Below are 26,338 nucleotides of genomic sequence, written 5' to 3' on the forward strand. Positions count from 1 at the left end.
GCGGCGGGCGTCGAGTCGCGGCGGGTCGAGCGGAGTCGAGGCGCGGGCGAGCGGCCCGGCACACTACCCATGAAACTCGCACTCATCGGGTTCGGACAGGCGGGCGGGAAGATCGTCGACGAGTTCGTCGCCTACGAGCGGCGGACGGGACTCGACATCTTCAGCGCCCCCGTCGCGGTCAACACCGCGAAGACGGACCTGCACGGACTGGAGCACGTCCCGACTGACAATCGCGTTCTCATCGGCCAGGCCCGCGTGAAGGGCCACGGCGTCGGCGCCGACAACGAACTCGGCGCCGAGATCGCCGAACAGGACATCGACGAGGTCCAGGCGGCGCTCGACGAGATCCCCGTCCACGAGGTCGACGCGTTCCTGATCGTCGCCGGCCTCGGCGGCGGGACCGGCAGCGGCGGCGCGCCGGTGCTCGCCAAGCACCTCAAGCGCATCTACACGGAGCCGGTGTTCGGCCTCGGCGTCCTCCCCGCGGCCGACGAGGGCGGTATCTACACGCTCAACGCCGCCCGGTCGTTCCAGACGTTCGTCCGCGAGTCGGACAACGTCCTCGTGTTCGACAACGACGCCTGGCGCCAGACCGGCGAGTCGATGCGCGGCGGCTACGACGAGATCAACCGCGAGATCGTCCGCCGGTTCGGCATGCTGTTCGGCGCCGGCGAGACCGTCGGCAACGACCGGGTCGCCGAGAGCGTCGTCGACTCCTCGGAGATCATCAACACGCTCGCCGGCGGCGGCGTCTCCACCGTCGGCTACGCCGCCGAATCGGTGCGGACGACCGACGACGGCGGGCTCCGCTCGCGGATCCGCCGGGACGGGGACGACGCCTTCGACGAGACGAACACGACCAACCGCATCACCTCGCTCGTCCGAAAGGCCGCGCTCGGCCGGCTCACGCTCCCCTGCGACCTCTCGGGGACCGAGCGCTCGCTGCTCGTCGTCGGCGGACCGCCCGGACAGCTCGACCGGAAGGGCATCGAGCGCGGCCGCTCCTGGCTGGAGGAGGAGACCGGGAGCATGGAGGTCCGCGGCGGCGACTACCCGATCCCCGACGCCGAGACCGTCGCCAGCGCCGTCCTGTTCTCCGGCGTCCACAAGGTGCCCCGGATCAAGGAACTCCAGCGGGTCGCCATCGAGGCCCGGGAGAACATCGACCGGCTGCAGGCCGAGAGCGACGACAACCTCGACCGCCTGCTCGACGAGGGAAGCGAGGAGATCGCGCCGCTGTACTGAATCGGCGTCTCGACCTGTCCCCCGGTTCGGCCCTCCGTTCGCCTCTCTCCCCGCCCCACACCGCCCCCTTCACGACCGCACGCCGTTCGCCGACCGCTACGCCCCGGTCAGTTGCCGTGGCGAGTCAGTCCGACGCCGCCGGGTCGGGGCCGCCCCCGTCACCGACCTCGACGGCGCCGTTCCGCACGACGGGCGGGTGGCGGAACGCGGCCGTCGACTCGCTGTCGAGCGGCCGGCGCATCCGGACCGCACCCATGCGCCGGCCGCCCTGGAAGGCGGACTCGGACTCCGTCTCGAAGCCCAGTTCGTCGTAGACGTGGCGGGCGGCGCGGTTGGTCGGTTCGACGACGAGCGTGAGCGCGTCGCGGTCGGCGACGGCCGCCGCCGCGAGGACGTGCTTGCTCACCTCGGTCCCGAGCCCGCGGTCTTGGTAGTCCTGGTGGACGAAGACGGCGAACTCCGGTTCGGCCGCGTCGGTCGGCGTGTACAGCGCGTGGCCGACCGGTCCGTCCTCGCCCGTCACGACGAAGTTACAGCCCTCGTCGAGGCAGTCGTCGATCCAGTCCTCCAGCCGCGGGCGGTGGCGCGGCGGCAACCCCTGAGCCTGCTCGCCCGGTTCGAAGTCGTCGTACATCTCGACGAGCGCCGGGCGGTCCTCGCCCGTCGCCGGCCGGACCACCCACGCCTCGCCCGTCCGGTCGATAAATCGCGGACAGCGCGGCGGGCAGTGCGCCGACCCCTCGCACTCCGTCGGCGCCCAGTACGTACACGTCCCGTCGGCGTCGGTCATACCGGAGACTCGCGCCCGGACGGGGATAAGGAGGGGACCGCGCTCTCAGTCGCTGGGAACGGGTCAGTGGCGCCGGAGCGAACTCGCTACCGGGCCACCGCGTAGCAGTCGCCGCCGCTCGTGAACGTGAAGACGGTGTCGCCGGCGACGGCGGGGGTGCCGGGGGAGCCGCCGAAGACCATGTCGCCGCCCTTCACCCGGTTGCGGAACGGGCGGCGCCACCGCGGGGTGCCGTCCGCGCGAGCGACGGCGAGCAGTCCGTCGCCGTGACCGAGATAGATCGTGTCGTCGGTCACCGCGAGTTCGCCGAAACCGCGGTCGCCGTAGTGGTCCGTTGCGGTTTCGACGCTCGCGCCCGCTTCGGTGGGCGAGCGACGCCACCGCTCGCGCCCGTCGGCCGTCCGGCGCGCAACGAGGTCGGCCCCCGAGCAGTAGACGGTCCCGTCGGCGACCGCCGCCGAGAACGCCGTCTCGGCCGGTGCGCTGGTCTCCCACCGGGGTTCGCCGGTCGCGGCGTCCAGCGCGGCGAACGTCCTCGGCCCGGTCTGGGCGTAGACGGTCCCGTCGGCGACGGTGGGCGGCCCGCGCGGTTTCTCCGGAGTCGGTCGCTGCCACAGGGCCGAGCCGCCGCCGTCGAGTTTTCGGATCCCGGTCGCCTGCGTGACGTAGACCCCGCCGTCGTCGACGGCGACCCGGCCGGTCTCGGCGGCGAGGCGCGTCTCCCACTCGACGCCGCCGGCGGCGAGGTCGACGGCCGTGACGCCCGGGTCGACAGGGCCGCCGGAGAGGTAGACGGTCCCGTCGCGCACCGTCGGGCGGCTCCATCCCCCCGGCACGTCGGTCGTCTCCCACAGTTCGGTCCCGTCTGCGGCGTCGTAAGCGACCGCGCCGACCTCGTCCTCGACGGGCTCGTCGAACAGTTCGCCGACGACCACGACTCCGTCGCTCACGACCGGCCCCGTCGGGAACGTCGCGTCCGGGCGACGGTCCCACCGGTAGCTCCCGTCGGCCCGGTCGAGCGCGTGGACACCGTCGGCGCTCGGGACGAACACCGACTCGTCCGAGACCACGACGCCGGAGCTGATGTTCGGCGGGTCGACGGTGCTCACCCACCGGTCCGCACCGGACTCGTCGGTCGCCGTCCCGGAGACGTACCCGGTGTGACCGGCGTCTCGCTGGTGCATCGGGACGGAGCCGTCGCCGCCGGCCGTCGAACTGACCTCGTTCCGCGCCAGTTCCGACGGGCCGCCGGCGAGCCGGCGAAGCCGTCCGCAGCCGGCGGTGAGCCCGGCAGCGGCCGCCCCGAGCGAGCCCAACAGCGCGCGTCGGCTGGTCACGGTTCCAACCGGGTGGCCGACCGTGAAAAAGTGTCCGCTGTCGTAGCGGTCTGCGGTCGCTCGGTCGGCTCGCGTCCGCGTCCGTTCGGCGGTCGTTTGACCCTCCAGAAGGCCCTTTCCGATACCGTCTGTGGGTCCGACCATGCCCACTCGACGCCGAACGCTCGCGCTCGCCGCCGGCCTCGCCGCGTCGCTGACCGGCTGTCTCAGCGACGACAGCCCCGGAATCGGGACCGATCTACCGACCAACGACCCCTCGCCGAGCTCGACAGACGGACGACAGCCGACGGAGACGGACGGCACCGCCCCGACGCCGTCAGCGACGCCCACGCCGGGTCCCGACGGGACGCCGACCGTCGCGGGGACCGACGAACCGCGGAAGACCGCCGACCCGGCCACGCCGTCGCCGCCCGCGACTGTCACGCGCGTTTCGGACGAACTCCCGGAGTGGACCGCCACCCGCTGGATCGACACCGACTACGCGCACGTCCTCGGTCTCGACGCCGGCGAGGACCGCCTCTACGTTACGATGGGGAGCGAGGGCGGCCCCTCGGCCGTCGCCGCGCTGTCGCCCGGCCGGGCGGACTTCGACTGGGTGCAGTCGTTCGCGGGCGAGCCGGAGGCGGGGTCGCACTACGAACCGACCGACGCGACCGACACCTGGGGCGTGACGTCGGCGACGGGACCGTCTACGGCGTCCACGGCCGCGGCGAGTCCTACGAGTGGACCGCGCTGCACGCGCTCGACGCGGGAACGGGCACCGAACGCTGGTCGTTCAGGCGCGAGCGGCGCCTGGGCGTCGCCGGCTTGCTGGACGGCGCCGTCGTCGTCCGCGCAACGGAGTTCTTCGAGCCCGAGCACACCCACGACACGCCGGAGGAGCCGCTGGAGACGACGATATACGCCGTCGGCACCGACAGCGGGGACTCGCGGTGGTCGGCGTCGCTCGCGGGCGCGACCGCCTTCGCGGTCGGTCCGGATGCGGTCTACGCAGCCAGCGGCCGGACGCTGTCGGCGTACGGCCCCGACGGCGATCGGCGGTGGAACCGCGAGCTCTCCGCCCCCGTCCGGCTGGCCACGGTCCTCGGCGACACCGTCGTCTGTTCGGTCGGCGAGAGCGACGACGACTCCTCGCTGGTCGGCGTCTCCACCGACGGCGAGACGCTGTGGACCCGCTCGCTGTCGGCGCGGTGGTTCGTCCCGACCGACGACCGGGTGTACGTCGGGAACGACTCGGTGGCCGCCGTCGGCGCCGACGGCGCCGTCGCCTGGCGCGAGCGCGCCTACGCCCACGACCCGCTGCTGGCCGCCGACGGGAACCGACTGTACACGCGGACCAACGCGCGGATGAACGCCGTCGACGCCTACGACCTCCCCAGCGGCGACCGCCCGTATCGGTTCGTCACGCCCTCGAACAACGGCTGGCCGGCCGCCGCCACGACCGGGACGCTCGTCGCCGAGGCGATCACGCCCCAAGCGGCCGAGTTCACTAGCCTGTTCGCCGTCGACGCCGCCACCGGCGAACCCCGCGCCGTCTACCGACCGAGCGACTCGGTGTTCACGGTCCAGGGGTACCGAGAGGCCGTCTACGCCGGCTTCGGGGACGGCCGGCTCGGCGTGTTCCCGAACGGTCAGTAGTCGATCCGGGGCGGGGGAGTCGTCGAACGACGCTCACTCCTCGTCGAGCTCCGCCTGCCAGTCCTGTACTTTCGCCATCAGCTCGACCGGCGGCGTCTCGTTCACGTCGAGGTCGCGCAACTCGTCGAGAACGTCCTCGACCTCGGGGTCGAGCGCGGGCGCTGCGTCGCCGGTCGACCCGCCGACCGCGTGACTGCCGTCGGTCGCCAGGTGTTCGCCGCCCGAGACCGAGCCCGCGGCGGCCGCCGAACCGTCACCGGTCGACGCCCCGTCATCGCCGGCGTCGCCGGTCGCGAACTGCCCGCTGCCCAGATCGAAGACCGCCTGGGTGGTCCCCGAGCCCGAGTCGCTGCCCCGGACTTCGATGGCCTCCTCCTCGCGGAGCCGGTCGAGCACCTCGCGCGACCGGTCGACGACGGGGTCCGGAACGCCCGCGAGGTCGGCGACGTGGATCCCGTAGGAGCGGTCGGTCGGCCCGTCCTCGACCGTCCGCAGGAAGGTCACGTCGCCGTCGCGCTCGTCCGCCGCGACGTGGACGTTCCGGACGGTCGGCAACTCCTCGCCCAGCGCCGTCAGCTCGTGGTAGTGCGTGGCAAAGAGCGTCTTCGCGGCGACCACCATTTCAACTCCAGAGAGACACGACTACCCAGCGGAACTAACCTCAATGTTGTACGCCGCAAATGGATTCTCCCGTTCGTTCCAAATTGTCACGATTGGCATTTTCGGCCGGTATGAACAGTCTCCCAGGGGAGAAACACGTGTGTGTGACCGGAGCGATGCGAGTGGGGGCCTGCCAATGTCGTGGCCCAGCCGGACGGAACGGACGAGAAACGGGTGTGAAAGTGGCCGTTCACGAGACGGCAGCCGCGTGGGGCAGGCACGTCGCCACTGTGCTCGCTCGCATTCGATCGTCACACACGGCTGCCGGCTTGCGATTTCGACTGTGGGGGCGGGTGGCGTCCAGCACCGAGCGCGAACAGTCGGCCTGTCGGCGTCACGATATCGCCGAAATCAGTACAATGAGTATCGATACCGGGAGATTTCTCATCGACGACTGCTGCCACCGGCATCGCCCCTCGCAGTTCACACTCACGGCTGGATCGCCACGAGACCGTAGTTACCGGTTGCTATCGCTGATCGTGACACACAGGCGGTGCCTCGAGCACGCCCGAATGGCCCGTTCGGCGGTCGTGACAGCGTGACATTCGTCGTGAAGCCGAGTGATGTAGATCCCGACGAACCGCCAACGCTCCGCGTATCACTATCGTATTGATCCAGTCTTGCGTCTGGATTCTCTGCTGTTTTCGATTGATTCGACGGCCGTGATAGCATACGCTAATAGTCCTGGACTCGCTTGTGATGGGTGTCTCCAACGATCAGAGAGGTTCGCGGTCTCGGCAGAGCGAAGCCCCGAGATTTGCTCATCCCGATCGAACAATCACACGGCACTCATTTTGATAACAGCCTGCGGGACGGATTCGAAAAAAGCGGATCTATGACACGAGTCACGCAATTGTCCGAGTAACTGGGGTGGATCGCTACCCGACGACATCTCTCCCAAGTCGGAGATGGAGTTGATCCATCCCCTTCTTCGAAACCACTTCCACTACGCGCTCCCCAGATTGATACGTGAGCACACGCTATCCTCACCTGAAAGACAAGAGACTAATGCGAGCCCGCAAATTTACAAACTAACTCGAACGAAACGAGGACCCGACCGTGGAAGACACCAATCTGTACGAGTTCACTGACCTCGAAACCTTAGATACGCTGTACGCGTGGGCCAATGAGGCCATCGAGCAGGAGGAGAACCCGGTCCGGTCCCTCACATTCATTGCAGAAGAGAACCCGAAGCAGATTTTCGCGAACGACACTCCTACTGGATTCTCCGTCGAGATAGAGGAGCGCGAAGAATTCCTGCAGATCGACCTGACACGTCGTATCAACGGGTCCGGTGAGGATTATACCGAGGAGGGGTACAAATTCCTCTCTGGGACAGTCTATGTCTTCAGCCATCCCGAGACGGAAGCGTACACCGTCTTTGCTGTCTCTGACCGGGAGTTCTTCAACCAGGCTGTCCGTAGGTACATCCAGGGACTTCCGCCTACCGTCTCAACTTCGTTCCTCTCCACTGGCGAGCTCCGACAGCTCCTGAACAAGCTGAGCGACGGGATAAACGGTAATTTCTATGTGACGAAGGGAGTGACAAAATCTCCCGGTGGCGACACCGAAGTCAAATACTTCGACAACAGCCGATATTTCGACCTGTTCAACATCGAGGAGGTCAGCGAGCAGAACTACTACGTCGATAAGATCGAGTTCGAACTCCGGCAGTCGAGACACGAGTTCCGCGGGCAACTCTCTCGGAAGGGGGCTTCGCGTTACGTGAGTGGCAACCAGAGCATCTACTTCAAGAAGATCCTCCCGAACCTGGCGACACTCCTCTCGGCGAAAGGCGACCTCTTCAACGACAAGGCCCGAGAGTATGGATCCCGAGAAGCTGAAACGATAGAGATCATCTACGAGGAGGGAGCGATCAAAGGGCGCGAGGAGAACGTCCGACTCATCAACGCACTGGAAGGGCTCAAACGCTCCTCGATTACCGTCTATCACAAGAACCCGTACATGCACGCGTCGGTCCTGGACTACGAAGATGGGACGAATGCAGATGTCTTCCTCACTTCGGACCGCCGCGTAAGTATCGTTCCTGGGTTCAATGCGTCGCGGAAGTCACTGTCCCGGATCTGCGACCGGATCAATCAGGGGTTCCTCGAGGGAGATGTCTCCGAAGGGGAAGACCGTAGCAAGGACCCCGAGGAGTATTTCGTTGCGGGGTGACAGGCGGTGAGGGGACAGAACAAGTACGAACACTGTGTCGAGCAAGCGTTTGCGGAGTTTCGCGCCTACGACGAAATCGTCGATATCGTAGCCGCCTGGGAGCAGTTTCTCAGCGACATCAGCGTGGGAGATGCATTCGATTTCCACTGGTTCCCAGATCCCATCACAGTCGACGCTGATGCCGAACAAACGCCGATGTTCACTGCGTCGCTGACCTCGGAGTACTGTCTCGTGGTCGATGTGGTCCAAGACGTCGCCAGTGATGCACAGGAGTTCCGGGAGCGATTGGCGCCGTTCACCGGCCTCGAAACGAAGGATCTCACACTCAACGGGACGAAGCCGGAGACGATCGATATCTGCCTGCTCATCGCCAGCGAGCAGGCCCAAACTGCGCGGGTTCACCTGAATTCGTTCGACGATACATTCCTTCAGGACCCCAATCTCGTCCCGCTAGAGTTCAGTCTCATCGATCAGGACACTAAGCCGAAGTACAAGTTCGAACGAATGTCGCTGGTCGGCGAGAATTTTCGGGATGGCTCTCTCCCGGACCACGCACGAATGAGCCCACGAGTCTCTTCTGATGGGACTCTCGCGAGCATCCAGATTTCGGTCTCGGATTTCGACCGGCACAAGGCAACCGGCGTCCTCTGCAACAAACAGCCCCCGAGTCTCTATCTCGCGTGCCATATGTGGGACCGAGTGTTTTACGATCAACTCAACGACAGTCAGCAGATCGAATGGGAGCGTGAAGACCCTGATCAGACACTCTCGTTCGAGGTCGAGGTTGAGTCGCTAACTGACGACCTCAACGAGTATTATATCCCCAATGGATCGGTCAGTTCAGACTGGGTCGACGAGACGTTGGAATACCTCTGTGTCGTCGAGACTGCAGACAAGTTGACCGACACCCAATATCGAGTCGACTTCCGCAACCTCCGCGAGAAACGTCGAGAGTACAAAGATGTCGTCGTTCGTGGTGGGGAGTTTTCTGACCTGGCGATGCTGTTCGCGGGGTGGCACTGTGAGAACGAAGTCGAACTCGACAGGGACGACCTACACGAACTTACCGAGCCGAGTAACCCGACCGGTGATACGGACACAACCGACTATACTCAACCCACTATCGGGGAGTATTGACAGACGATGGCGGGCGATGATACTTCGGTTGGCGACGAAGGAGAATCACACTTACATCTGGCCGAAAAGTACGATCGAATGGTCGAGAGCCAGCTGAGTGCGCTCACGAACGTCGACACGAACGCCTGGCGGGCCGCCCGTCTTATCGGGATCTTGCTCGGGATCCTTCTCACTGGACTGTCGCTCGTTGCACAAGGCGAGAGCACGGCGGTAACGTTCTCTCCGGCCGTTCTGAGCTTTCTGATTCTGGGAGTGATCTCATTGCTGCTGTCGTTAGTGTTTGCTGCAGTCAGTATTCTGAACGTGAGAGTCGGGTATGGCCCCGGAACGGACCTCACGGACGGCTTAACTGACGGCGACGTCAGCCCGGAGGCGTATCCCGGTATCGTCTCGAAGAATCTGGCGAAGACCATCGAGAAAAACAATCGTGTTCTCTCCTCGAAGGCCGATAAACTGCGATATACGTACAATTTCCTAATTATCGGGCTCGTCGCGTTTTCGACAGGGATCGGATTCCTGATCACCGCTCCAGACTGGAGGAGCGTAGTTGGAGTTAGTCTCGTTTCGGTAGTGGTGATGGTGGGAATCTCCACGTATATTCTCCGTAAGAAGTACGATGGTGAAGTTGAAGGGAACGATGACGAGATGTCTAAGTAACTATAGGCGCCACCACCAGGCCAGTCTTCTGATCGACCCGGTTCCGTAGTATGGCGGCATGGCTCTGGTAAGCAGGCACGCTGACACTCACTTGAGAACTGGCGGTCGTGTATTTTTGCGTTGTTCAACGAATTGGCGGGTGAGAGGGCCGTCGCTATCGCTGGGGGCTGAAAGCCCTCGGCGCGCTCGCGGTCGCTGCCCGGGATATCCGCGCTCTCCGCACCGCCCGCGCGGATAGTGGCCCGCGCAGGCGACTGCCGAGCGCGAGCCCGCCTCGCCCTTTCAGTCCGCCTGGGTAGAGGTTTGGTCCTCGGTCATTGCGGTCGGCTGGTCGGTGTGTCGTGGCGGCCCGCCCCGCTCGCCGCTTACCGCCCGGAGCGGCGCTCACGCTTTATATCGCGGGCCAGCGGGTCTCCCGTTTCGGTTCCGGACTTCCGGAGGCTTCCGGAACGCACGGCTCCGCGACGGACGTCGTTGCGTCGCGGACGAAACGGGGACTCCGCTGGCCGCGCCGCTCCGGGCGGGTCGGCGCGCGGTGCTGGATGGTCGGTCCTCGACAGCGCGCGCTCGTCGCGCCCGAGGGGCGCGAGCGAAGGCGCGAGCGAGCGCGCGCAGATGAGTCTGTGTCGGACGTGGTCGTCGGAAAACCGCGATGGTAGGACATCGCGGTGGCGGCGCCGTGAGCGCCTTCAGGAACTGGTTGAGTTCCAATGAACAGTAGCACGCGATTCGGTAGTAAAGTTTCGGACGCACAGGCGGACGAGCAAGAAGTCGAAGCCCCGGTCGAGGAGCAGCCGGAGCTGCGGCGGTCGGTCGACCAGGAGATACAGGGCAAGGTCGATACGAATCATCCCGAGGCCAGGCCCGAGGGCATGACGCTGGAAGGCGAGGAGAAGTTCCGAGCGCGGGAGGCCGAGATTCGTAGCACCCGCCAGCGGCTGGACAGACGGCAGTCCTCGGACCGGGAAGCACGGACGCGCGAGGTGGTGAACTCACAGACGCGGTATGCCCAGGAAGAGCGGCCCGACGATCCACGGACCAAGTTGAGCAAGGAGCAGTTGGCAGAGGTGAACAAGCGCGCAGCGCAGATTGCAGACGAACTCGATGAGCGGTCCAGGGCCGGGGCGGCCTACCGGCTCGCGAAGAAAGTCGCGGAAGGCGTGGATATGCTGAACGCGACGTTGCTGGTCAAAGAGGAGTTGCACGCCGCACCCGGAGTGCCAGTTCCAATCGAGACGCTCGAAGAAGTGCCACGGTCGACGGTCGACATCGAAGGCGAGGTGGTGCAGCTGTGGGATTCGGATAATCCCCGGATTCAGCAGGTCGGGTTGATCGAGGACGACTCGGGGCGGACGAAGTTCACGGTCTGGGAGAAGAGCAGGAAGCCCTGGGTCGACGAAGGCCAGACGGTGCGGTTGCGGGAAGTCGAGAAGAGCTGGTACGAGGGCCGCGTGTCGGTGGCTGTGACGGGCTGGTCACAGGTCGAATTCCCGGAACGCGGGCGGTGGTGGGACGAGTAGCGGGCACTGACTCCGCTCGATTTTTGTTCGGCGCCGGACCAACCCGACCCCGCCGCCCCACCCTCCGCTCCGTGCTCGCGCCCTGCCGTCGCTGCGCGCGCAGCCACGACCCCTCAACCTGGGTCGAACGTCTCGATCGTCTCGATGACCGCCCCTGGTTCCTCGGCGTGGTCGATGAACTCGAGCACGTTCTCCGACCACCCGGAGACGTTGTAGACGTCCTCGTAGCCCTCGGGAGTCACGAGATCACCGTAGGCGGCCAGGTCGATCAGATACAGCGACGCCTCGGGAGCGACGCGTTCGCGGTAGGTCTCGAACGACTCTCGAACGGTCCGGGTGTCGTTCGAGACGCCCCAGCGGGAGTCCCAGATCTGCATGTCGGTGAACACGACGACGCGATCGACGGCCACCGCCTCGGCGAGGAGGTGGTCGAACACTTTCCACCCGTTCGTGGAGTTGCCGACCTCGTCGTCGATCCCCAGCACAGCGTTCTGACGCTGGAGAACTGGCGTCTCGACGTGCATCGAGACCTCGCGAAAGTCGCTCCCGAACCCACCGACGCGGGCGCCCTGGTCAGCCAGCACGGCACCGAACAGCGACCCGATCTCCTTGTACCGGAGTGTGCTGTTGTCCGAGAGGAGGGCGTCCATCGATCCCGAGAGGTCGACGGCGACGAACGTCTCGCCGAGGCCGTCGGGAACGTGTGCGACGGCCACGTCGACCGCCCGCTCCAGCCAGCGCTCGACGGCCGGTGCGTCGAGGCCCGCTTCCTGCAGCGCCGCGTACGCCTGGTAGTAGCGGAACGGGTACAGGGGCGCGTGCCGGACCGCCTCCAGATCGAGGTGCTCGACGATCGTCTCCTCGGGGACGCCGGCCTCGAGCATGTTCCGGAGGTTCCGGATCGACGCGAAGATCGGGAGCGTGTGCTCGTCGTCCTCGATCAGCGTCTCCCAGACCGCTCGGGTGTTCCCACGCTCGGAGACGACCGTCTCCCACGTGTTGGGGGCGGGCAGTGGCTCCACGTCGGGGTAGTCGTCGAGGTCGCCCCGCACGAACCGCTCGAAGAGCGCGTCCTGCTCCTCGTCAACCGGGGTCGGGTGGACGCGGTTGAACACGTCGTGCAGCGTCACCTCACGCCGCGAGAGCGTGTACTTGCCGAGCGTGTACGCGTCGGCCATCTCGACGAGTGCGTCCTCGATCCCACGCCGTAGCGGCCACGGCGCGGTCCCACCGAACAGGTCGTCGTGGACCGCCAGCGCCGTCGCCGTCTCGTCCATCCGCTGGATCACGGCCGGTGCCCACTCGCGGATCAGCGACTCGTCGGAGTCGTCCTTGAACCGGTCGTCGTTCGCGGCGAGCACGAGCAGCACCTGCGGAACGTCCCGCAGGGAGAGTTCCTGCCGTGCGTACGCGGCGAGTCTGAGCACGAACTCGGGGTCCGCGTCGGCCGCGGCGTCGAACCGCTCGACGAGCGCGGCGAGGTGTTCCTCGTCGGACTCGTAGTAGGTGTCTTCGAGGAGCTGGTTGATCGTTCGTTTGTACAGTGCGAGTCGGGGATCGGCGGGGTCGAAGGCTTCCCCGCCTTCGTGGTTGGTCGTTCGCGTCGCTTCTGCGATCGACTGTTTCGTGTCGTTGAATTCCATGCTATCACCGGAGTCGCAAGAGGCGGCTCCGAACTGACCGCTCGGCCCGCGACGGGCCGACCGCGGTACACGTTCCCGGCAGGAGTCGAACCTGCTTGCCACGGCCCTCACCGGCCGGTGTCCTCGTGTGGGTCGACATCCACAGTGGGGACTCGTCAGCGCGATACGCCGACGGGTGCTCGAACCAGGTGAGAGACGGGAACAGGACCGGTGGTCGGAAAATCGCCGAAGCGGGCGGTAGCGTGTTACCAATTACACCAGAGCGGCCGATCCGCTCCCGGGATTCGAACCCGGATCGCTCGCTGAACAGGCGAAGGAACGCTTCGGCTGGACGACCACCGTGTGATCGACTGGCGACCGGAACACTGCTGGAGCGGTGTCCATTGTCGGGGCCGCTCCCCTTTGTCTGGACGATACAGCAGACCGAACGGTCTACCGCCGGGATTTGAACCCGGGTGAACCACTGAAGTAGCGCTCCAGCTCGTCGGTCGCACAGGCGGATGGCCGGAAAACGGACGGAGCGGGTGCGGGATTTGAACCCGCTGGGTGCCTGAGTGAAGGAACGCTCCGTCTCGTCGACCACCCGCAATCGGGGCTACGCCCCAAAGCCGGCAGGGTGACTCGAACACCCAACGCCGTACGAGAGCGGTGCTCTGCCAGTTGAGCGATGCCGGCACAGGCCGGGTGCGAGAGTCGAACTCGCGTCTCGACCGTCACAGGGCCGAAGGCTTGCCACTTACCCCAACCCGGCCACGCAAACAGATGCCCACGTCCTGTGGGCTCGCCTCGTCTGTCTGCCGCTCCGCAGTGCTCCCGAAGGGAATCGAACCCTCGATCTCTACCTCGAAAGGGTAGCGTCCCTCGCCAGCGGGGACTCCAGGAGCAAACTACGACGCGAAGTCGCGGGCCGGATTCGAACCGGCGCTCTCCCGCTCTGCAGGCGGGTGCGTTCGGCCACTCTGCCACCGCGACCTGATGGACGCCCCCGGGATTCGAACCCGGAGCCGCTCGCTTGCGAAGCGAGCGCTCTACCAGATCGAGCTAGGGGCCCGCAACGCCGGGAAGCGGACTCGAACCCCTCACAACTCGGGTAACAGCCGAGTTCCCGCACCAGGCGGGACCTCCCGGCAGGACGCTCAGAAGGGCCAGGCGGGATTCGAACCCGCGATACCTCGATTAAAAGTCGAGTACTCTACGACTGACTGAGCCACTGGCCCACAGAGCGTGCCGTCGTCGCGACGGCATGCGCCGACCCGGATTCGAACCGGGGTCTCTGGCTTGGAAGGCTAGCGTCGTCGCCGACTAGACCATCGGCGCGCAGTACTGACCGCTCGGATCCGCCCACCTCGATTCGAACGGGGGACAACCCAGTCTACAGCCGGGCGCTCTGGCCACTGAGCTACGGACGGTCATGCTCCAGCCCGGCTTCGAACCAGGGGCTCGGCCTCGAGAGGGCCGTGAGTTTGGCCAGCTACTCCACTGGAGCCGTGGCCTCGTCCCGGCTGGGGGTCATCAACCTGAGTGGGACGGGCAGGATTCGAACCTGCGTGTTCACCGAAGCGTGACGAAGCAACTCTCGGCGTCGAACCGGAGACCCGGTGAAAACCCGCCGAGAGAGGTGGTAGGCCAGGCTCTTCCACCGTCCCAGGCTGTCGTGTTCGCGCGTGTGCCGAGCAAAACCGAGACGGGGGATGGTGTGGCCCTGGATCGCTCCACGGGCGTTCACTGGGAGGTCGTCCCAGACCCGGCCCTGAGTGTCACCGTCGCCGATGATCTCTCGGCACTGCCCAGTTGTGGGTAGCGAAGTATCCCCGTCTCTCGTCTCGACCGACGCACCGACCGCTAGCAGCCGTCCGTCTGTCCGGTACTGACACCCTCGAAGGTGGCTGGCTGTGACTCCAGCGTACCGGTCGGTGCGGATGGACCTGGCCAGATTCGAACTGGCGACGACCGCTGAAAGCGGTCCTCTGGCCACTGAGTTACAGGTCCGGGCCGTAGCTTCGTTCGAGCTAACGGTTCGCTCTCGCTCATCGAGATGTCGCCGCGAGGATTCGAACCTCGGAAGGACTAACCAAGCGGTCCTGAGCCGCTCCCCTTCGGCCACTTGGGTACGGCGACGCGCAACGGTGAACCAGTATACGTGCCGGCAAGGCCGGCATGCCGTCACCAGGATTCGAACCTGGGAAGGTCTACACGCTTGGCCCTCATCCACGCCCCTTCGTCCACTCGGGCACAGTGGCGCAGTTCCGCGGGCGGTTCGAAGCCTCGAAGATCTGCTCAGCGGGACTTACCCCCACCGCCGTTGGCCGCTTGGCTACCGCGGAGATGGGCACGGATCGATTCGAACGATCATCGTCCGCTCTGGAAGCGGCCGTCTTCCCGTGAGACGACCTGACTGGACGGCGGGAGAGCGATTCGAACACCCGTGCCCTCGCGGACACCGTGGTTCCAGCACGGCCCCTTGGCCAGACTAGGGAAACCCCGCCAGACGGTGAGACTGGGAGTCGAACCCAGAAGCCTCACGGCTCTCGGTTTCGAACCGAGCACAGTCACCTCTCTGTCTGTCTCACCTCGGGTGAGTCCTGCAGTGGTCGTCTCCCGATCCCCGCATCGCGTCCGCTCAGCGGGACGCCACGACCCGGAATCGAACCGGGAGGCCGACAGGCGTCGGCCACGGCGTAGCAGGCCGCTGGGTCCACCAGTACCCAGTCGCGGCACAGTGGGTCGACGAGGGTCCCGTGAGCAACGCGAACGGGACGCCGAGAGAGCCCGAGCGCTCTCTCGGAAATTCGAACCTCGGTCTCGTGCTCCCAAAGCACGGATCGTAGACCGCTGGACCATCGACCCTGATGTGGTTGTCTGTCTGTACGTCTGCGCGCGGGCGTACTTCGACCGCCGAAGCGGTCGGGAACGACCCATCGGACCATGCAGGTTTCAGACCCTTCCGAGCCCACCACCCGGACGTTCGAACGTCCGGGGGGCGCCTACCTCGATGGACATCCCCTCGATCTCGTGAGGGTGGGGTTCCCCCACGGTCCACGCCGACGCTGGGATTCGAACCCAGGTCACGACCGTGACAGGGCCGTATGCTAGCCGAGCTACACCACGTCGGCTCACCAGTGCTGTCGCTCCAAAGCCCTCGGCGGGCCAAGACTCGGAGCGAGACACAGCCGTCGCTGTGTGGTGATCCAGTGCGTACCAGTGACCCAGCCGACGCTCGTCGCGTCGTAGGCCACGCGTCCCCACCGCTTTCGGTGCGGACAGAATCCAGCGTGCCGCGGTCCTCGTCTCCCCATTTCGGGTCGGTCCGACTACGGGACAGCCCCGTCGCTGGGTGAGAGGAGGCGGCAATGCCGTGTTCCCCCGCCCCGTGCGGGTAGTCCGCGTGGGGGCTGGGTTATACGGACGAGGTGACCCCGTCGCCGGAGTGGGTCTCGCCGAGTGAGTCGGCAAGACCCTGTTTCCAGCGACTCGGATCGACGTGTTCCAGACAGCGGCTGCGTAGGCCCTTGGCGCTCGTCACGGCCGCGGCGCTACGAGAAGGAGCGAGCCGCGTCGTGGGTCGAGCGTTCGTCATCGTGTGGGCACCTCGTTGTGTCGTAGTCTGCGTCACCTGTACGTGTAAGCGCGATTGTATTAAAGATGGCCAGGGTATGGTATACACAGTCACGGCGACTGATCGGTTCTGCAGATCAGTGCCTGACCAACTACCCCGCCGTCCCACCCTCCGCTCCGTGTTCGGTCCTGCGCGCGCAGCCACGACCGTTTTCTGTCGGTTCTCAAGTGCAAGCTCCCTGCCCCCCTACTGGGCCCCTCACTCGGTGGGTTTGTCGCGCCCGAGAGGCCCGAGGGCGCTCGCGCGTCCTCGGGAGCAACTATTCACCGTGAGTTCACCCGACGAGTCGACCGACGTATCGATCGACTCGATTCCAGTCGATATCGAGAGCACTGGTTCAGAGACGGTCACCCCCGACGACGTGCCGGACGAGATCGAATCGCTGACGCTCGCGCTCGCGAGCGAGTCCCCACCGACGAATCCACTGGTCGTCCTGAAGGCAGCGCGGTGGTGGTATATCCACGGCAAAGGTGGCGCTGACCCGGCTTTCCAGTGGGCGATCGAGTGGACACGGCATCTCGCGACCGACACGCCGGGTGATACGGAGCGATTCGACGCGTTTCTCGACTATCTCGTGACTGTTGGATTCGCCCAGAAGCCATCGGATCTTCGGTGAAGCTGCTGTTCGATCGTCTGTGCCGTGGAAGGGTGAGGTGTCAAACTCGGACATCCCACGATCACGCTGAATCGGGCCAACTCGTGCTCGAATCGGAGTGACGGGCGTTCGACGAACCGGCTTGGCGCGATCTTATGTAACATCCCCTCTTTCTAACTCGCATTCTATTACATAAGATCGACGCGAGTACCGGGGCGACACCCGCGAGCCATCGGACTGAATCAAACTCGCTCTTTCAGCTGAGTCACCTCCTGCTGGCGGTTCCGATTGGACTCGGGTGCGCGCTCGCGTGGGTTTTGTGTGCGCCCCCAAGGGGTGGGGCGCGTCCTGCCGGAAGCGCCTCCGTTCAACGGAGTCGTTACTGATGGATTCGACCGATTCGTCGGTCTCGTTCGACGAGGCCGACACGCGAGACGCCGAGATGCACAGTGTGATCGACGAATGGATCGACAACCTCGTCGCGGCCGTCGACGAGGCACGAGCCAGCGAGCAGTTCCAGGCGTGGCTGGACGTGCAGCAGCGCTTCCACGACTACTCCTATCGGCTCTGGTGAATCGCTGTACGGCGTTGGCTTCGACCGTCAGAACGAGGAAAGTGAAGCGGGAAATCGCCGATGCCTATGTCGAAGATCTCCCGCTTCACGAACAAAGCGGTTCAGTTAGCTAAAAACGCTGTTGGTGGGCGAGGCGAAGTCGCCGCCCCCGAAGGGGGTGGCGGCTTCGCCGAGTACGCGGTGCTGTCGCTGCACTGTCTGCGGGTTTACCTAGAGAAGTCGTACCGGGAAACACTCGATCTGCTGAGCGAAATGCCACAAATACTCGGAGAGATCGGCCTCGACGCGACCGATCTCCCCGATCACTCGACGCTGGTCAAGTGGTTTGATAGGATCAAGACAGCACTCTGGCGAGTGCTGCTGCGCCTCTCGGCGCAGCTGCACGACCCGAGCGGTCACGCCGCGATCGACGCGACGTTCTTCGACCGCGAAACCGCCAGCAAACACTACTGCCGCCGGACGAATTACCGCGTCCAGACGCTCAAAACCACTGCGCTCGTCGACACAGAAAGCCACGCGATTCTGGACGTTCACTGTACGACCGAGAAACGCCACGACACACAGCTCGGCTGGCAGGTCGCCCGCCGCAACGCGGGCGACTTGGCCAGCCTCGCTGCAGACAAAGGCTACGACTGGATGGAATTACGCGAGAAACTCCGAGAGGAGGGCGTGAGACCACTGATCAAACACCGCGAGTTTCGGCCCATCGATCACGCGCACAACGCGCGGATCGATGGGCCTCGCTACCGCCAACGATCGACGTGTGAAACCGTCTTCTCGACGATCAAGCGCACGCTCGGCGACGCCGTGCGTGCGCGAGCGTGGTTTCGGGAGTTCCGCGAAATCGTCCTGAAATGTGTCGTTCACAACATCAAGCGAGCCGTGACACCGTGAAATCAAGCTACGTCTGGCGATTCACCACGGCCCTCCTATCGGAACACGCTGCTGATCAAACAGCAGTGTCCCGAGGCGACGAAGGTCGCGGGGTATCGGACCTGGCAGGAGGAGTTCGACCGGCACGTCCGGGAGGGCGAATCGGCCATCTGGATCTGGGCGCCGATCATCACCACGCGCTGTCCCGAGTGTGAGAACTCGCCGAGCTACCACGAGCAGATCGGGTGTGCGTACGACGAGACGCCGCCCGAGGAGTGGTCGGAAGGCTTGGTCGGGTTCACGCCCGCATCAGTATTCGACGTCTCTCAGACGGACGGCGAGCCACTTCCGGAACTGGAGACCGAGGCGACCGGGGAGGCCGGTGATTTGGTCGGCCGGTTGTTCGACATCACGGACGAGGTCGGGGTATCGGTACGTGTCGTGCCCGACGAAGTGTGGGGCCACGGGAACGCGGACGGCGTCTGTAAGTGGCCCGATGGAGGGGACGAACAGCCGGTCGTCGAGCTACGGGATCGTTCGGAGCGAGCCGCGGTCGCCGGGACGCTCGTCCACGAGTACGCTCACGCTCTGTTGCACTCCGGGAAACTCGATATCTCCGAGCGGGCGAAACGCGAGGTCGAAGCGGAGGCCGTCGCCTACATCGTCGGCCGGCATTGTGGGCTCGACATGAGCGGGTCGGCGTTCTACCTCGCGGCTTGGGAAACGGACTCGCTTGAGACAGTCCACGATCGGCTGCAGCGAATCAGTCAGACTGTGACAGAGATTATCGGTTACCTACAGAATTGAGGACCCTTGATTCGCTTGGATAGTTGTCTATGACAAGTCCGACATTCTAGACCTCAGTCTCGGGCAGGTCACCCGCTAATCGGGCAGATATTGGTGAAACTGTGTCGTAGTCCTTCAAGAACTATGAGATCACAGAAGCCCGTCATTGACTGTGATAGATATCCGGAGAGTTCTGTTGACGCAGTCTTGGAAGTTCAATTGGAACAAGTCAAGTAGTACCACAGTTCTTTATGAACAAGGAACTAATCTTTGGAGGCAGAAGCCTACCATCGATAATAATCCATGTCTGGAAGTGCACCTCAAAATAACGCTGGCTCATTAATCGAACCTGATCAATTTATAAAGAGCATCCGAGAAAACGGTATAAATACAAATGACGCAGTAAATGAATTCATTGACAATAGTTTCGATGCTGATTCAAATACGGTCGCGATCTCCATTGTCAGGGACAACAACGAGCTTTCTATAATTGTAGAAGACGACGGTGAAGGAATCCCTCCTGACCAAATGGAGATGGCGTTAAGATTCGGGGGACAAATACCTGGCAGAACAGACACTACTGGGAGGTTTGGATTTGGTCTCCCAGCGTCCGCATTGTGCCAATCTAACCGGGTAGAATTGTATACAAGATCTGAATCTGATAGTGGCAACTCTTTCAGATTCTGCTATCTTGATGAGGAATATGTCCGAAAGAACAATTCTCTACCAGATGAGGAAAAAGATGTATCGCTACCAGATGAATATGACTATCAACTAGACAAAGATAGAGATACTGGCACAACGCTTATCCTCAAAGATCTCCGGAGCCCAGATCGAAAGACAGCTAGTGGGTTACTTAAATATCTTCGTCAAGATCTTTCTGAGGTCCATAGACACCTCATTAATGAAGGTAAGAAGATAACCATAAACGGTGAACGGATAAGAATCTCTGATCCTCTTATGCTTATGGATGGATCGATGGAAAGGGACAGGATCGGAAAGGGTGACGAGTGGGCTAGCGAAGAAATAGAAGTTGATATTGGTGAATTCAAAGACGATCAAAATCCCCCAAAAATAAAATATAAATTGGTAATATTACCAGTCGAAGAATTGTACACTGAAAGTCATGACGACTTTGGAGACCTTCGGAAACCAAATCAAGACAATCAGGGATTCTATGTAACACGTAAAGATCGACAGATTGGTAGCGCAGAAACACTCCACTTATTCACAAGACACAATAACTATAATTACTTCAGAGCAGAAATTCAATTCGGGGAGGAATTAGATGATTACTTTGGAGTGCAGACAAACAAGAGTAGATTCGCACTTGACGCCGACTTAAGAGACCTTTTAGAAAATGAGGTAGTCCCACAGCTATCTGATATAGTCGACGAAATAAATGATAGAAAAGCAAAAATAGATCAGCGTGGGCCGGAATATGAAGGAATGTCACAATCTGAGCGTATATTTAACGAAGCTACCGACTGGATGAGTCGGTCCGGCCACGATCCTGATGAAGAATTAGTACGAAAGCAGAAAAAAGAAGCTAAGTCAAAATTACGAGAGATTGAAGAGGATGAGTCTATTCCGAGAAATAAGAGGCGACAACTGAAGGAGAAATACGAGCTTCTTAGAGACAAGGACAACGTTTTCTTTATCGATATAGACGAAACAAACTCATCAGAATTCTTTGAGGTAGAGCACAAAGGGAAAATGGTCACAGTCAAGATCAATCCAAAACATGATTTCTACCAATATATGTACAGTTCGCTGGAACAGGATCCATCGTCTGCAACAGCAAGGACATACGTTGATGTCCTCCTTCTAATGTTAGCGAAAGCAGAGGATGAAGCGAGAGATGAAAATCTACAGAGATTTTACAGGTCACAACGCAGATCCTGGTCACGGATTCTTGCGGATCTCATTGATGAGAAGAGAGATTTTTTTGAAAGTAACTGATTCTCACCACGTTGCTCTTCTTGTTAGGACAAACACAAACACGGCGGTTAAAACTACACCTGCGAGCGATTCAGCTCCTGCAAGAAATTTAGCAAAAGGGCTGCCTGGTTGAAGATCACCGTATCCTAAAGTGGAAAAAGTTACAACGCTGAAATACATGGAAGCTCCAAAGCTAACGATTATATCCGGGACCCAGGATGGAATCCCAAATCTTGGTAGCCAACCAGGTGTAATACTGTACATTGTTCCTGTAGATTGGGTTGATTCGACACCACCCACAAAGAGATAGGCAATTGCACTGAATACTATCGTAAGTGCTGATGTTATTAATACATTCAAATATCCGTTCCCATATCCCATAATGTGTTTCTGTGATGCTAAATACGTCCATTTACCGAGATTACCATTTAGGAAATGATACTTTCTTTCGGCTTCTCTTTCCCGAGTATGGAACGTTCGGCTTCTATCCGACAGCTGATTATCATCGCAGAGGCCTCTATAAGCTCGATACACACGGATCGACTTTTGAAAATCATATAGCTCATCTTCTGTATCACTATTCCAGCAATGCCAGCCATTACGTGGCAATATTGTCTTGGATAAACGACTTCGAAGCCCATCTGCTGATCCTTCAGAATTAGTCAATTCATCCAAATTGAGGAGATCTGCAAATGTCTCCTCAGAACTAGTAAACTCGCTTAAATTGAGGACATCATCCTGATAAATTTCTGCGAATTTTTCCAGCTCGTATATACACTTAGAACCTAATTTAGTCTCGTTGTCGATCCGGACATCCCGCAGATCAGCATCCCAGAATTGAGCTAATCGACAATCTGACTTACGAAGGTCTACTTTCTCAATGATAGTGCCCTCAAAACCCGCTGATAGAAGCTCTGATCCCTTAAAGTAAGATTTCGATATAATTGACTCGGAGAAGTCCGTGCACATAAGTTCTATTCCTTCAAAATCAGATTGGTCAATATATAGGTCTGGGCCTGCTTTCATACCCATCATTTTAACATCAACAAATTCGCATTCGATAATATCCGTATCTCTGAGCCCTACACCTTCAAAAGAGCCATATGCAAATTCTGAATTTTTCAACGTCGAATTTTCTATTGAAGATCCGGTGAATTCTGTGTCCACAGAATTCATATCATCGAATACGGAGTCATCAAGGGTGGAACCAATGAATCCACAGTCGACAACTTCAGATTCTACTAAGTTAATTCCAAACATTGTCGAATTATGGAAATTACTTTCCCTCAATTCACAATCTTCTAGATCCAGTCCGCTAAGGTCAGAATTATTTAGGTCAGATCGTGAAACAAATAAACCTCGAAGATTTACATCCTCGAAGTCGACATCCGACAAATCACTTTCATATATCTCTGCATTTTTGAAGCTTCCGTCCCTGAACCTCCCTTCCATATCAACACCGTCAAATGATGAATTAGAAAAATCAGATTTAATTATAGTGGTTCCCAAAAATTCTGAATTTGTCAAATCAGCGGTCTCGAAGAACCCATTTCGTATACGCGATTGATTAAAACTCGAATCCTGTATTTTCGAATTAGAGTAATAAATTTCATCTCCATCGGACCATCGAAACTGAGTTGAGGTAATGTGTGAATCCTTGTAAAAAACGTTCTTTCCAGAAATATCTATCATCTTAACACGTTCTAAAGAGGCTTCCGAAAACGAGACATTCTCAAAATGAGTCTTTGAGAAATCAGAATCGGAGATGGTACCACCGTCAAAAACAGTACCGGAAATCTCTGTACGCGTCAGATCTACATCCGTCAATTTGCATCCCGCGCAGTCAAGCCCATCAAAATCGATATCGTCTCCGATACTCACTTGCTCTAAGATCATCCCCCTAATTATGGTCGGTCCCTCATGATCTTGAAACGACCTTTCTCGATTCAGCTGGTCTATGACTTCGGTAATTGACTTCTTGCGTGAAGAATGCCAAAAGCACCTGCCATCTGGTTCTGATGATTCTCTATTGCAAAGTGAAATTCCATGAGCGCTGCCGCCTTCGGTTTTAAATCCACAACGTTGTGAACCACCATCTAGGTCATCCAATTCCGATCCTGGATCAGAGCTACTCATCTACCAACCAACCTGACCATACCGATGAGGACTAGCTTCAAAACAATACCGCAATTGATGAACAATATCGGTAGAGTCTGATTTGTTCTTAGGCGTGTTCCGAAGGGAACTCCAACAAAATACAGCCCTCATCGGGTGAATCGTGTCTACGCTATTCTGAGCTCCCCATCCATCTCATAGACTCGGCCCTTCTCCTTCAGTTGCTCAATATCGTGTTCAAGGGATACATTCCCCTCGAAACTGGCTGATTCTTGAATCTCCTCCATGGTTGCCCCTCCTAACTCATCAATCACAGAGACAACCGTTTCCCGGCGATCTCGTTGGCTCTTCGACTGCCCAGTCTCGATGATATCAACATCAAACTCACCGCTTTCAGGGTCGTAACCGACTTCTTTCATCGACGCCGTCACAAGATCAACAGCCCGCTCAACATCCTCCATTTCGACCGTATCAGAGAGTCGAACTCGCGCACTCGACTCGGCGATCCGTTGGATTGCTTCCACCTGTCTGAACGTCACAGGAACCGGTGAGTTAGATTCTTGCCCATCAGCTCCCGCTCGGAAGCCCACGAAGAACTCTCTCAACCGCTTGGCGACTTCTTCGTCCTCGATCACAGGGAAACAGGTCTCCTTCGCGTGAGCGACGTAGGCGCGCATCACCGGGCGGCTGATAGCAGGCTCGACGCGGTCTTGGTCTTCCTCACTCAGATCACTTCCCTGCGTGTACCGACCTGCCGCCTGCCGGCTCTTCACCATATGCTCGACCACTTCTGCGTCCGCTTCGGGGTCCGGCTCATCCGACACCATGAACATCAGGTCAAATCGGGAGAGCAGCGTGGGGCCAAGATCAATCTGTTCCCCTTTCGGACGGCGTCGATTGAATCGTCCGTCCTTCGGATTCCCTGCTGCCAACAAAGACGTTCGGGCATTCAGCGTCGCGTTGATACCGGCCTTGTTGACGTGTACCTGCTGGCTTTCGAGCGCGTCGTGCATCGACGAGACTGCGTCAGACTGCATCTTATCGATCTCGTCCACGCAGGCGATTCCGCCGTCCGCCAACACGAGCGCCCCCGCTTCGAGCCCCCATTCGGTATCACCGAAGTCGTCGGCTACAGCAGCTGCGGTCATTCCCGCCGCGGTCGCACCCTTGCCTGAAGCGTAGGTTGACCGCGGTGCAATCTGGTCGACATACCGGAGAAAGGTCGACTTCCCACAGCCGGGGTCTCCCAGAAGGAGCATGTGCCAGTCTCCGCGGTCGTGGCTTCCATCGGGATATTCGTGTCCCCATCCACCGAATAGCTGAAGCGCAACGGCCAGCTTGACCGTCTCATCGCCTTGATGCTTGGGGTTGATCGAGTCGATGAGTAACTCATACGGGTCTCCTCGTTCGCCGTTCGCGATGGCCCGGATCTCCTCAAGGTGCTCCTCGACATCGATATCCTCGTAGTCGCTTTCCTCCTTGACCACCGCTTTCGCATCCACGGTCGTATCGAAGTTCCGGCTCTGGTCGGCGCTCGGCTCCTCTATGTTTAGAACGCCAGTGAGCGTGACCCTGTCCCCAGCGTCGAATTCCTCGATGAGATCGTCTTCGAGATGCACGTCGACATCTGCACCGTCGCCGCCGTTCGCGTGTTCCGGCGGTTGTTGGATTCAAGCGTACTGGTGATCTATCCAGGTGCTCCGGTCGGTGAGGAGTCGGAACGGTCCTTGACGCTCACAACCCTTGCACTCGTGGGGCTCCTGGAGCGTTTCGCCGTTCTGTTCGATCTGCATCACGCTCTCACACCGCTGGCACTCCCATTCGGCTTCGACGATCCGGGGCTTCGCGTCGGATACCTTCTGTACCTGTCCCCGGATATCGAGCAGTCGGTTGATGTTCTCGTGTCGGGATACCTCTCCTACGTCATATTCGTCTGACTCTGGGAGGTTGTAGATGCGAACGTGTACGTTGTCCAGACTGACAGAAATCGGAAGATCGTAGAGTCGGAGCGCTTCTTCGAAGTACCCCTGTAGTTCGTAGGGGTGGTCTCTGACATCGTCGGCGAGATCTGGGTCGAACCGATAGATGTCGTCGAAGTCGACGTAGAGTGACTTCTGTTCCTGCGGGTAGTGTTGAGCGAGCTGTGCGATCTCTTCCGAGTAGTAGTCTCGGAAGAACTCTATCAGGTCGTCGACCATTTCGTGGTGTTGGGGCATGTGTGGAATCTGTGAAGGTATCACAACAGCCGCGCTGGCTGGTGATTCGTGGTCCGGTGCGAGCGGTGCGAGCGGTCTGCGAGCGGACTATCAGCTAACTGAGACTTATTTACAACACCGTCCTACCCTGCAAATTCTACAGGTTCAGACGGTTCCGCTCAGTTCGACCCAGTCCGGTGGGGGCTTCCCCCGCAACATCTGTTGTGAAGACTTCACAGATTCCCACCACCCTGCTCAGATGTGTAGCGACGCGGCAGGTCGCCAGCTTCCAGGTCGAGTATCAGCTCACCGTTCTCGTAGCAGAGTACACTCCCGTCGACGAGCCGAGCGGCGCGCTCCATGTCCCGGTAGACGGTCGTCCGGTCGATATCGGGGAAGTGGAGGGCTTCTTCGGCTTCGTCCCTGTCGACGGTGGCCGCGGCGGGCTCGTCACGTCGCTCACGCGCCTTCGCTGCTCTGTGAAGGTGCTGCACGAGCGTGACCGTCCGCTGCTTGCCGGTCATCTTGTCGGCCGTCTCGACGACTTCGAGAATGTCGGTCCGCGCGTCTAACCGGGCGACTTCCTCTTCGAGATCGTGGATGCGTTCGTCACGCGCGGCGAGCTGGTCTTCGAGTTCCGCGCGCTGCTCCCGCTCGTCATCCAACTGCTCGCGGAGGGAAGATACCTGCCGAGAGAGCGCTTCGAGTCGGGCGTCGAGTCCCTCGACGGTGCTTCTCGACCCGTTTTCCCCGGGGTTTTCGTCGGAAGAGTTGTGTCCGTTCTCGCGCGCGCCGGGTTCCGAGTCGGTCACGCCGACCACCCCCGCACAGACCCCGC

14 protein-coding genes, 15 tRNA genes and 4 pseudogenes are annotated in these 26,338 nt (G+C 60.8%); 11 read left to right on the top strand and 22 right to left on the bottom strand.

The window, feature by feature from the left end:
* The first annotated feature begins 69 nt into the window (after positions 1-69).
* Complete coding sequence (locus HZS54_RS25480) at positions 70-1,245, top strand: tubulin/FtsZ family protein (protein ID WP_179919868.1); 1,176 nt, start codon at positions 70-72, stop codon at positions 1,243-1,245.
* 124 nt (positions 1,246-1,369) lie between these two features.
* On the opposite strand, the gene HZS54_RS25485 is transcribed toward HZS54_RS25480, so the two are convergent.
* Both HZS54_RS25485 and HZS54_RS25490 read right to left on the bottom strand, forming a co-directional pair.
* A complete protein-coding gene (locus HZS54_RS25485; RefSeq protein WP_179919869.1) occupies positions 1,370-2,035 on the bottom strand; it encodes a GNAT family N-acetyltransferase in 666 nt (221 codons plus the stop codon).
* 86 nt (positions 2,036-2,121) lie between these two features.
* The gene (locus tag HZS54_RS25490) at positions 2,122-3,372 is read right to left on the bottom strand and encodes a PQQ-binding-like beta-propeller repeat protein (protein WP_179919870.1); all 1,251 of its coding nucleotides are present in this window, start codon (positions 3,370-3,372) and stop codon (positions 2,122-2,124) included.
* 807 nt (positions 3,373-4,179) lie between these two features.
* Between HZS54_RS25490 and HZS54_RS25495 the strand changes: the two genes are divergently transcribed.
* The gene (locus HZS54_RS25495; RefSeq protein WP_179919871.1) at positions 4,180-5,010 is read left to right on the top strand and encodes a PQQ-binding-like beta-propeller repeat protein; all 831 of its coding nucleotides are present in this window, start codon (positions 4,180-4,182) and stop codon (positions 5,008-5,010) included.
* A 33-nt stretch (positions 5,011-5,043) separates the two neighbouring features.
* Here the strand turns inward: HZS54_RS25495 and HZS54_RS25500 are convergent.
* Positions 5,044-5,625 (bottom strand): annotated as a pseudogene (locus tag HZS54_RS25500) (MutS-related protein); the annotation flags it as partial.
* Positions 5,626-6,729: 1,104 nt separating this feature from the next.
* Between HZS54_RS25500 and HZS54_RS26380 the strand changes: the two are divergent.
* The 4 genes from HZS54_RS26380 (at position 6,730) to HZS54_RS25520 (ending at position 11,162) form a co-directional block, all read left to right on the top strand.
* Positions 6,730-7,848, top strand: a complete 1,119-nt coding sequence (locus HZS54_RS26380) for a hypothetical protein (RefSeq protein WP_246391736.1) — start codon at positions 6,730-6,732, stop codon at positions 7,846-7,848.
* 6 nt (positions 7,849-7,854) lie between these two features.
* Positions 7,855-8,985 carry a hypothetical protein gene (locus HZS54_RS26385; RefSeq protein WP_246391737.1) on the top strand — a complete coding sequence of 377 codons (1,131 nt, stop codon included), beginning with the start codon at positions 7,855-7,857 and terminating at the stop codon, positions 8,983-8,985.
* A gap of 78 nt (positions 8,986-9,063) precedes the next feature.
* On the top strand, positions 9,064-9,642 hold the full coding sequence (locus tag HZS54_RS25515) for a hypothetical protein (RefSeq protein ID WP_246391738.1): 579 nt from the start codon (positions 9,064-9,066) through the stop codon (positions 9,640-9,642).
* A gap of 710 nt (positions 9,643-10,352) precedes the next feature.
* Positions 10,353-11,162, top strand: coding sequence for a DNA-binding protein (locus HZS54_RS25520; RefSeq protein WP_179919874.1), 810 nt, complete (start codon positions 10,353-10,355; stop codon positions 11,160-11,162).
* A gap of 113 nt (positions 11,163-11,275) precedes the next feature.
* Here HZS54_RS25520 and HZS54_RS25525 read toward each other — a convergent pair whose 3' ends face one another.
* The 16 genes from HZS54_RS25525 to HZS54_RS25600 all read right to left on the bottom strand — a co-directional run bounded on the left by HZS54_RS25525 (position 11,276) and on the right by HZS54_RS25600 (position 15,918).
* Positions 11,276-12,805 (bottom strand): TROVE domain-containing protein, encoded by a 1,530-nt coding sequence (locus tag HZS54_RS25525; RefSeq protein ID WP_179919875.1) that lies wholly within the window; start codon positions 12,803-12,805, stop codon positions 11,276-11,278.
* A 606-nt stretch (positions 12,806-13,411) separates the two neighbouring features.
* Positions 13,412-13,480 (bottom strand) — tRNA-Glu (locus HZS54_RS25530).
* Between the two features lie 3 nt (positions 13,481-13,483).
* Positions 13,484-13,556 (bottom strand) — tRNA-His (locus HZS54_RS25535).
* A 57-nt stretch (positions 13,557-13,613) separates the two neighbouring features.
* Positions 13,614-13,689 (bottom strand) — tRNA-Glu (locus HZS54_RS25540).
* A 14-nt stretch (positions 13,690-13,703) separates the two neighbouring features.
* A tRNA-Cys gene (locus HZS54_RS25545) sits at positions 13,704-13,777 on the bottom strand.
* Between the two features lie 4 nt (positions 13,778-13,781).
* Positions 13,782-13,856 (bottom strand) — tRNA-Ala (locus tag HZS54_RS25550).
* Positions 13,857-13,946: 90 nt separating this feature from the next.
* Positions 13,947-14,022, bottom strand: a tRNA-Lys gene (locus HZS54_RS25555).
* 27 nt (positions 14,023-14,049) lie between these two features.
* Positions 14,050-14,122: transfer RNA gene (locus HZS54_RS25560), tRNA-Gly, on the bottom strand.
* Between the two features lie 19 nt (positions 14,123-14,141).
* A tRNA-Tyr gene (locus HZS54_RS25565) sits at positions 14,142-14,214 on the bottom strand.
* Between the two features lie 3 nt (positions 14,215-14,217).
* Positions 14,218-14,291 (bottom strand) — tRNA-Glu (locus HZS54_RS25570).
* A gap of 36 nt (positions 14,292-14,327) precedes the next feature.
* Positions 14,328-14,451, bottom strand: a tRNA-OTHER gene (locus tag HZS54_RS25575).
* Between the two features lie 274 nt (positions 14,452-14,725).
* Positions 14,726-14,794: transfer RNA gene (locus tag HZS54_RS25580), tRNA-Glu, on the bottom strand.
* Positions 14,795-14,841: 47 nt separating this feature from the next.
* Positions 14,842-14,923 (bottom strand) — tRNA-Leu (locus HZS54_RS25585).
* A gap of 282 nt (positions 14,924-15,205) precedes the next feature.
* Positions 15,206-15,291, bottom strand: a tRNA-Ser gene (locus HZS54_RS25590).
* Positions 15,292-15,557: 266 nt separating this feature from the next.
* Positions 15,558-15,652 (bottom strand) — tRNA-Pro (locus HZS54_RS25595).
* A 192-nt stretch (positions 15,653-15,844) separates the two neighbouring features.
* Positions 15,845-15,918, bottom strand: a tRNA-Asp gene (locus HZS54_RS25600).
* A gap of 771 nt (positions 15,919-16,689) precedes the next feature.
* Between HZS54_RS25600 and HZS54_RS25605 the strand changes: the two genes are divergently transcribed.
* The 5 genes and pseudogenes from HZS54_RS25605 (at position 16,690) to HZS54_RS25625 (ending at position 21,211) form a co-directional block, all read left to right on the top strand.
* A complete protein-coding gene (locus tag HZS54_RS25605) occupies positions 16,690-17,037 on the top strand; it encodes a DUF8013 domain-containing protein (RefSeq protein ID WP_179919876.1) in 348 nt (115 codons plus the stop codon).
* 364 nt (positions 17,038-17,401) lie between these two features.
* Positions 17,402-17,581, top strand: a pseudogene (locus HZS54_RS25610) (DUF955 domain-containing protein); the annotation flags it as partial.
* Between the two features lie 75 nt (positions 17,582-17,656).
* Positions 17,657-18,484: an IS5 family transposase gene (locus HZS54_RS25615; protein WP_179918055.1), complete on the top strand. Its 828-nt coding sequence runs from the start codon at positions 17,657-17,659 to the stop codon at positions 18,482-18,484.
* A 33-nt stretch (positions 18,485-18,517) separates the two neighbouring features.
* Positions 18,518-19,270 (top strand): annotated as a pseudogene (locus HZS54_RS25620) (M78 family metallopeptidase domain-containing protein); the annotation flags it as partial.
* A gap of 282 nt (positions 19,271-19,552) precedes the next feature.
* Positions 19,553-21,211, top strand: coding sequence for an ATP-binding protein (locus HZS54_RS25625; protein ID WP_179919877.1), 1,659 nt, complete (start codon positions 19,553-19,555; stop codon positions 21,209-21,211).
* Between the two features lie 3 nt (positions 21,212-21,214).
* Here the strand turns inward: HZS54_RS25625 and HZS54_RS25630 are convergent, their stop codons facing one another.
* From HZS54_RS25630 to HZS54_RS25640, 3 genes and pseudogenes are all read right to left on the bottom strand, one after another.
* Complete coding sequence (locus HZS54_RS25630; protein WP_179919878.1) at positions 21,215-23,326, bottom strand: pentapeptide repeat-containing protein; 2,112 nt, start codon at positions 23,324-23,326, stop codon at positions 21,215-21,217.
* A gap of 146 nt (positions 23,327-23,472) precedes the next feature.
* A pseudogene (locus HZS54_RS25635) lies at positions 23,473-25,521 on the bottom strand (minichromosome maintenance protein MCM).
* Positions 25,522-25,733: 212 nt separating this feature from the next.
* Positions 25,734-26,312, bottom strand: a complete 579-nt coding sequence (locus HZS54_RS25640) for a hypothetical protein (RefSeq protein ID WP_246391739.1) — start codon at positions 26,310-26,312, stop codon at positions 25,734-25,736.
* Positions 26,313-26,338 lie beyond the last annotated feature (26 nt).

Origin of the sequence: Halosimplex pelagicum (genome assembly GCF_013415905.1) — an archaeon.
Lineage (GTDB): Archaea > Halobacteriota > Halobacteria > Halobacteriales > Haloarculaceae > Halosimplex > Halosimplex pelagicum.

Bases quoted from the DNA above. Each gene is read 5' to 3' on its own strand.
- HZS54_RS25480 (WP_179919868.1), top strand. From the start codon at position 70: ATGAAACTCGCACTCATCGGGTTCGGACAGGCGGGCGGGAAGATCGTC.
- HZS54_RS25485 (WP_179919869.1), bottom strand. From the start codon at position 2,035: ATGACCGACGCCGACGGGACGTGTACGTACTGGGCGCCGACGGAGTGC.
- HZS54_RS25615 (WP_179918055.1), top strand. From the start codon at position 17,657: ATGTCGAAGATCTCCCGCTTCACGAACAAAGCGGTTCAGTTAGCTAAA.
- HZS54_RS25515 (WP_246391738.1), top strand. From the start codon at position 9,064: ATGGTCGAGAGCCAGCTGAGTGCGCTCACGAACGTCGACACGAACGCC.
- HZS54_RS25625 (WP_179919877.1), top strand. From the start codon at position 19,553: ATGTCTGGAAGTGCACCTCAAAATAACGCTGGCTCATTAATCGAACCT.
- HZS54_RS25525 (WP_179919875.1), bottom strand. From the start codon at position 12,805: ATGGAATTCAACGACACGAAACAGTCGATCGCAGAAGCGACGCGAACG.
- HZS54_RS25630 (WP_179919878.1), bottom strand. From the start codon at position 23,326: ATGAGTAGCTCTGATCCAGGATCGGAATTGGATGACCTAGATGGTGGT.
- HZS54_RS25520 (WP_179919874.1), top strand. From the start codon at position 10,353: ATGAACAGTAGCACGCGATTCGGTAGTAAAGTTTCGGACGCACAGGCG.